This window comes from Alistipes sp. HGB5 (assembly GCF_000183485.2).
Classification (GTDB): Bacteria; Bacteroidota; Bacteroidia; order Bacteroidales; family Rikenellaceae; genus Alistipes; species Alistipes finegoldii.
Window position 1 is genome coordinate 1 of the sequence record NZ_AENZ01000032.1, and the last position, 7,130, is coordinate 7,130.

The 7,130-nt window shown below is 52.8% G+C and carries 8 protein-coding genes and 1 pseudogene; 2 read left to right on the top strand and 7 right to left on the bottom strand.

Translation table 11 applies throughout. The features are described 5' to 3' along the window. Window positions 1–63: 63 nt before the first annotated feature. Window positions 64–2,139 (bottom strand): ParB/RepB/Spo0J family partition protein, encoded by a 2,076-nt coding sequence (locus tag HMPREF9720_RS05100; protein ID WP_009597167.1) that lies wholly within the window; start codon window positions 2,137–2,139, stop codon window positions 64–66. 98 nt (window positions 2,140–2,237) lie between these two features. Continuing rightward, window positions 2,238–2,582, bottom strand: coding sequence for a hypothetical protein (locus HMPREF9720_RS15375; protein WP_139022462.1), 345 nt, complete (start codon window positions 2,580–2,582; stop codon window positions 2,238–2,240). A 1,070-nt stretch (window positions 2,583–3,652) separates the two neighbouring features. Here HMPREF9720_RS15375 and HMPREF9720_RS14995 point away from each other — a divergent pair. Next, window positions 3,653–3,994 (top strand): hypothetical protein, encoded by a 342-nt coding sequence (locus tag HMPREF9720_RS14995; RefSeq protein ID WP_015545962.1) that lies wholly within the window; start codon window positions 3,653–3,655, stop codon window positions 3,992–3,994. Window positions 3,995–4,185: 191 nt separating this feature from the next. Next, window positions 4,186–4,362 carry a histone H1 gene (locus tag HMPREF9720_RS05115; RefSeq protein WP_009597166.1) on the top strand — a complete coding sequence of 59 codons (177 nt, stop codon included), beginning with the start codon at window positions 4,186–4,188 and terminating at the stop codon, window positions 4,360–4,362. Between the two features lie 107 nt (window positions 4,363–4,469). Here the strand turns inward: HMPREF9720_RS05115 and HMPREF9720_RS05120 are convergent. The 5 genes and pseudogenes from HMPREF9720_RS05120 to HMPREF9720_RS15000 form a co-directional block, all read right to left on the bottom strand. After that, window positions 4,470–4,985, bottom strand: a pseudogene (locus HMPREF9720_RS05120) (ATP-dependent DNA helicase); the annotation flags it as partial. Between the two features lie 632 nt (window positions 4,986–5,617). Further along, window positions 5,618–5,914: a hypothetical protein gene (locus HMPREF9720_RS05130; RefSeq protein WP_026318695.1), complete on the bottom strand. Its 297-nt coding sequence runs from the start codon at window positions 5,912–5,914 to the stop codon at window positions 5,618–5,620. 52 nt (window positions 5,915–5,966) lie between these two features. Then, the gene (locus HMPREF9720_RS05135) at window positions 5,967–6,389 is read right to left on the bottom strand and encodes a hypothetical protein (RefSeq protein ID WP_019151264.1); all 423 of its coding nucleotides are present in this window, start codon (window positions 6,387–6,389) and stop codon (window positions 5,967–5,969) included. 17 nt (window positions 6,390–6,406) lie between these two features. Continuing rightward, entirely contained in the window at window positions 6,407–6,622 is a 216-nt protein-coding gene (locus tag HMPREF9720_RS05140) for a hypothetical protein (RefSeq protein WP_009597164.1), read from the bottom strand. Window positions 6,623–6,634: 12 nt separating this feature from the next. After that, complete coding sequence (locus tag HMPREF9720_RS15000) at window positions 6,635–7,072, bottom strand: hypothetical protein (RefSeq protein WP_009597163.1); 438 nt, start codon at window positions 7,070–7,072, stop codon at window positions 6,635–6,637. Between the last annotated feature and the right edge of the window lie 58 nt (window positions 7,073–7,130).

Here is a 7,130-nt window from a genome sequence, read left to right on the forward strand (position 1 = left end):
GTAATGCAAAGACGGAGCAGGCATGACCTGCTCCGTCGGTTGGACATCTCGTTCGCGCTATCGTTATGCCGCTGCTTTCATCTCCTCAGGCATCCGGGTATCGGGTTCGATATCCGGATCCATCGGAATAATCAGCGGCTCCGGCGACGGCTCTGCGTCGGGCGTCTCGTCCGGCAGCAGGTCAGGAAGCTCCTCAGGCTCGACGTCCGGAGCCTCCTGCATCGAGACCGCCAACTCTTCGGACTCGGCTTTTGCCTGCAAAGCGTCGATCTGCTCCTGAAGACGGGCTTTGCGACGCTCGTAGACTTGCAGATACTCCTGCTGCACCTTCTGGCTCTGCTCCGTGAAGTTCATATCCGCGAAGCGGCACATCATTCCCGTCAGGAGCGTTTCGTCCGTACATCCATACTCCGGAGCTGCCGATCGGAAGTAGTCTACGAGGAACGCACGGACCAACGCCGCCTGCTGCTTGACCGTAATGCGTCCTGCCGCAGCGAACTGCTCCCGGTCAGTCAGGTAAGAGCCTTCCTTGGGTCGGAAACCGCACTGACGGAGTTTCGAGTCGCTCATTACGCGCTGCATCACGGCGTAGTAGAACATCTGCTGCTCCTCTTTCTGCAAGGGCTTGTTCGCAACCTTCACATCGAGAAAGACACGCTTCATATCGGTCGTGATATGCTCGTAGCAGATTTCCCGGTTGCGGCGATCCTGCTGCATCAGCCCTTCCAGCGGAGAAGGCGGGACGACGGTGACGAAGACCTTATGCTCATCGTCCTGCCCCTCGTTTACCGTCACTTCCCGCTCCTCGTCCTCGATCTCTTCGTAGCGGATTTCAATATCGAGGTTGCCGATGATGGCGTATTTGCGCACCCGTCCTTCCGAGATGTCGAATTCCAACTGCTGTGTTTCTTCGGCAAACACCGCCATTTCGGCCCCGTATTCCTCTTTGGCCGCAGTGAAATCCTCTTCCGACTCGAACTCCTCAGCTTGTGGAGCGTCGGGCATCTGAGGGCCTTTATCGTAGTGATAAACGCTGTATTCCAGCTCTTCGACGTGATAGCCCTCCTGTTCGAGTGCTTCCTGCACCGCAGCAGGGGTTTCGCCGCCCGTAGCCAGCGTCGTACGCGGGTCGTCCTTCAGGAGTTTCACGGCTTTCTGTACCAAAAACTCGTTGTTCTTGCGGATCATGCACTCGCGGTTCTGGCAGCCCGCGCAACCGCCCGTACATTCGTCCTTGAACAACACCTGATTGGCCGTGTTGTGCTGGCAGGAAAGGCACTCCGTCTTATCGAAGTTGTAGCTTTCCAGCTTGGTCATATAACGCTCGTAGAGCCGCCGGGCGATCTCCTTGATCCGCGCGGTCTTCCACGAGCTGTAACACCCCTCGGCGAAATGATCGTTGTAGACCTCCTGCTGGATGTCGGCGGGATATTTGGCGATCTCCGTAGCGACGCCCACCGAAATCTCCTCCTTGTCGAGCATCCCGGCCAGGGCATCGATCAGCTCGCAGAGTTTCAGTCGCGAGCGGATGTAGGCTTCCGACTTGCCGAACTTGCCCACGAGACTCTCGATCGTATGCCGCCCCGACTGCAAGGCCCGCTTGTAGGCAGCGGCCTCCTCGCGCGGCCGTACGTCCTCGCGTTGCAGGTTCTCCGTGATGGCGGCATCCTCGGCCTCGGCGTCCGACAGATCCCGCACCAGGGCCGGAATGAATTTCAGATTCGCCATGGCGGCAGCCCAGTAGCGACGCTCGCCGTAGACGATCTCGAAGCCCTCGTCCCTCGGACGCACGCAGATAGGCTGCAGTACGCCCGACTGTCTGATGCTCTCGGCAAGTTCCAGCAACGTTTCTTCGCGGAAGTTTTTGCGGGGATTGTAGGTCGAATTGACGATCTTGTTCAGATCCAGCAGCCGGACATCCGTCTCGGGATGGACTGCCGGTTGTTCGACAGGACTGGTTTCTGCGACAGGATTCACAGCTCCGATATCCGTTGCCTGCGGTTCGGCGGGTTTCATGTCGGGACTCCCGGCTGCAACCGGGTCTTGCGCTTGCGCCGCAACGGCCTCGGAAACGGCCGGCGTCCGAACTGCGGACTTGCCGCTCTGCTTCGATTTCGAATTTGCTTTCGCAGTCTGCATAACATGTAACAGTTTTTACCGTGTGTCTCACGTGTTTTCTGCTCGCACGAATTTTATTGTTTTTATCGCGCAAGCAATGAATAATATGTTATGAGGCTTTATATCCCGAACGGATCGGTTGCCTCGGGAAGATTCATAAGCCCGCGGCGCAGGTGCAGGGACGGAAAAATACCGCAGCCCCGGCGAGGATGATTTTTCCGTCCCGGAGCCGGAGAGGGAGGCACGGCCGACCGGCCCGGGATTATCTTTCCCGGGGCAACCGGCAGGATAGGTAATTTCCATTTATCTTTGCCGTGACAAACATCGGAAGCAGCAGCTTCGATGTCATATTGAAACCCGTCATTTCTGGGTATAATCGGATCGAAGCATCCGGCAATATCCTGCATTCGGTCGGATTCATCTTCGTTTCCGGTATATATCTCCGGAAAATTTGCCGGTTCCATACGAACTGTTAATTTTGTAATAGATTCAGTTTATCGGAATGCGTAAATCGGTATTCATACTGCTAACGGTTTTCATGGCCTGCCTGCTCTGCAAGGAGTCGGAGAATATGCCGGGCACCTCTCGGAAATTCATGGATGAAACATTCCTAAACCGTGGGGAGGAGAATTTACTTGCCAGGCAATGGCAATGTGAATATATCTATTCCGATTTAAGTTTCACCAGTGTCTTGCCGGAGGCCAAAAAGACACGCTCGACCGTATCCATGTTCCGGCACGGAGCCCATGGGCGCTTGCGTGCCACGGTTTTATCAATGTGTTGCGTCACATACGGGATTTCGGGCGTCGCAGGACTCGCAGCAAGGGTACACGGAAAAGGTTTCGTGGCCGGCCTACATGCCGTAGACTATTACGTCTATCGCCTGCACCGGCTCATTATTTAGCCATATGGCAAGAAGACTCGCAAAGGCCGGGTAAAAACATGGAATGTCCGGAAAACGGGAAAGTTGTATGTCCTGTTTTCGGGGGAATAAAATGCCCGGCTGTCTCGCGCTCGAAATTCGTTTTTTATACGTGTCGCCCCGATGCATATACGATAAATATCGCTCCGGACGGCTCTGTTCTTTCGGAGAATCCTAAAGATGGAAATTTACGATGTACCGATATGCTGACGCGTTCCGTTGTTCACGACGGAATTTTTTATGTTTTGAAGAGAGCTGTCGTGATCTCACACAACGGCCTGTACGGGTAGATGAAAAGTGTCTTTGGAGGGAGTTTTCGGTATTCCCATATGACGGTATAAACACTCCGGACACCGTTTCCCAACAGTATCCGGAGCTGACAAAATTGTGCTTGCGGTATTTTGCACAGGATAAAAATACGGATTCTTTTCGAAAGCAGCAAGCCGTGCCCCGGTTTTTCAGCTTCCGGCGGTTCATCCTCGAGAATTTGCGTTTCTTATATCGCCGCCCGTTTTAGCAATTTTTCCCGCGGGCCGATATTCGGTTTGTATATTTTAATAGACCGAAAATAATTATTTTGGAGTCCTGAAAAACATAATCTCCGAAAGCTGTATGGTAGAATTGGATAAAAGCCAAAAGAAAATTGCCCGAACACTCATAAGCCGGGCCTTGGAGCGTGAATGCTGTACCTTTCTGGCGAAACTCAAACGACTCCTGCAGGATGAAAAAGCGCAGTCCTGCCATGAGAAATATTTGGAAATATATAAGAGCATACAGACATTCGACAAAGATATAAGTCGTCAGTATGACGGTCTGAACGGCTCCCGCTATGCTTTGACGGTATTCAGCCTTTTCTATAACGGAATCCTTACGGAGAAGGATCTCTCGGAATTCGACGACAGAACCCGGGAAGCGTTCTTGGAGCACAGACGGCAGTGGAATCTGGAGTTGTAAGCCGGCAGCACGGACATATACCGCATATGAACCCGGCATGCAGAACCCGAAGGAGCCTCGCAGAAAAATTCTTTCGGGAATGGAATGCCGTGCACCGAGGGAACCGGCCGAAAAAAATAGCATCACAAAGCTGTTTTTGTGAAAAAATATCTATTTTTGGATCGTGTTAAACTACTAAATTCCATACGACCATGAATGAACTGGTAAAGACTATCGACGAGCTGTATGCGGCATTCAAGACCGACGCAGAGCTTCAGGCGGGAAAAAACAACAAAGCTGCGGGACTGCGCGCCCGTAAGGTGTCGCTGGAGCTTGAGAAGAAACTCAAGGAATTCCGGAAAACGTCGCTTGCGGCAGCTGCCAAATAGCTCGTTTTCATCGCATGACGCAGGGTGTTCTTTCGAAGGACACCCTTTTTTGTCCCGGCGGTTTCGGCCTTACCGGCGGAGGAAATGACGGCAGCCCTGTCGAAGATTCAGCCCCGGAGTTTCCCGTCGGTCGTCAGGGAGGGATTCAACCGCTCCCGAAGGCTCGTATTGCGTTTCAGCACGGACACGTTGCGGACGGCATAGGCCAAGGCTTTCGTCGCACCGATCAGCACGCAGATCTTTTTGGCGCGCGTGATACCCGTATAGATCAGGTTGCGCTGGAGCATCACGAAGTGGGTCATCAGCACCGGCATGACCACGATCGGATATTCCGACCCTTGGGCCTTGTGGATCGTCGTGGCGTAGGCCAGCGTCAGTTCGTCGAGTTCCGTGACATCGTACTCGACCTTCTTGCCGTCGAAATCCACCGTCAGCATCCTGTCCTCCGTATCCACCTCACGGATATAACCCTGATCGCCGTTGAACACCTCCTTAGCATAGTTGTTGCGCAACTGCATCACGCGGTCGCCCTGTCGGTAGGTGTAGCCTCCGCGGCCGAGGCTCGGCCCCGAAGGATTCAATGCCTGCTGCAACAGCAGGTTCAGGTTCGCGGCGCCCACGATACGGCTGTCATTGTCGAAATATCGCACGGCCAGTGCCGCCATCTGGCAGGCCGTGCGGTCGGGTGTCAGGTATTGCGAAGCATAGACGCCCTTGCGGCGCTGCCGCTCGCACATTGCATCATACGGCCAGTTATCGCCGCCGTAGAGGAATGGCAGGTCATTGTGCTGCTGCCAATAATCGAGAATCTCCGGCAGCGTATCCGGCCAATAGAAATTGCGCCGCAGATAGTAATTCTGAAGCGCATAGCGTTTTGTGATTCTTTCAAAGATTTTCATTGGATCAGGTTTTAGGGTTACTCTTTTTTCTGCCGCGGCACCGCAATCCAGTCGGGATTCAGCGTCATACGCCAATCGGGATCGCCAGTGCGGTAAGCGAGGAGCTGGGCGGCGTAATCGTGAGCTTCACGGGAATTTTGGGCCCGATAGTGAAACATCCATTTCTGACCGCACCGGGGACATTCCCAGACGACCATCGTACCGGCAGAGGTCTCGGCAAGGCCCAGCATGCAAGGTACTACGTATAGTGCGGCGGTTCGAAATCACATTCATAACAGGTATAAATACCGCGGTTATAGCGTCCCTGCGGTGGAACGCGCAGGGACAAAGGAATATCGATCATATAAGTATATGGTTTAGGTGTTCGTATCTTCAGGCGAAGCCGCGACTCCGTCCTCTTGGCAATAGTCGAATTTCATCAGCTTTGCGACACGGGCGTACTCCTTATCGTAATACGTATCGTATTCCTTTTGATATTCCTCCTTGTAATGGGTTCCGCCGTCGGGATCGTCGGGGTCATCGGCTTCGACGAATGTTTCGAAAGGTGCACCGTGTGCGTTCAGCAGCCGTCCGACGGCCAGATCGCAGGCAATATCCATAATCGACGCGTTGATCGCGTCCTTATGGTTACGGTAATATTCGTGTAAATTCATGGTTTCGTTCATTAAAATGTTCTTGGTTTGAGTTATTGTATTTCTGCGGACATCAGGTCGGGGTCCGCAATGCAGATCGGGTTTGTTCCGGGTATTCATTGGGCAGACTCTTTCCGGATTCGGATTTGCTCCTCTGCGAATTGTCTGTTCCACCACGCCTCGCAGGCATCGACAAGCATTTGATACTTCTCTTCGGAAGGTTGTCCGTGATGCAGTTTCCGTCTGCGGCCGAGTAAATCATAACCGTAGGATCTCCATTATTGTTTTCTATATCCAGTGGATATTCCGTTCCGGGAATCTGATAAGCAGCATCTTCCTGATAGGTCGGATCATTTGACAGTTCATCGAGTTGACCGTCAGCACATAGATCCTTGATCTTCTGGACTGCCGTTTCGAGATTCTCGGCTTCAAAACTGAAATACCGGCAATCTATGACAGTAATTTTTTGATTCCGATAAAATTCATAGCGTTTCATTGCGCGATTATTTGAGGTTAATACTTCGACACTTCCAGTCCTTTTTTCGTCATGCTCATCGAGAAGCCCGCCTCATGGAGCTGTTTCAGTACCGAAGCGTTGCTCTCATGGATAAGAAGCGGATAGACTTGGGAGTAGTTGTCGGCGATCGGTGTGTTGAACGACACAGTGATTCTGTTGTTTCGGGTGATGATTTCCAGCGCACTCCGGAAATCGGATTCCTGCATGTTCATTTGAAGGTGTCTTTAATGATTATCGGATATGGAACGTAGTTCGCATGGATAGACTTCAGTTTCCGAGTCTGAGCAGCAGATCAGGATAAGATCCTTGTCGGAGGGTGTCTCCTTATCGTCATTACCCGAACAGACGACACAACAACCGGACATTTCATAGTCGGGATCGCTCCGGAAGACACGCTGCCCGGGGTGAAAGACCTGCACGCGCGGCAGCTTCTCCCCGTCAAGGGTCTCCGGAAGAGCGATTACTTCCCGGATTGCAAGCCGGGGATGTTTGTCGAAATGCCAGTCTACCTCGGATTCTTCGCCGAGAGTCGTTTGAATCGCACTCAGAACCGTTCCGCATTGTTCGGAAACAAGACGTGCGGCCTCCTTGCCGGAAGCCGCACGCAGGGTAAAACAGCCGTTGAAGGTATAGCTGACCTTCAGTTTGAATTTTCGTCGCATAGTGTTTAAGAGTTATCGTTGTTGTTTTCAGACCATTCGTCGACTGTCGTCGCGTCAT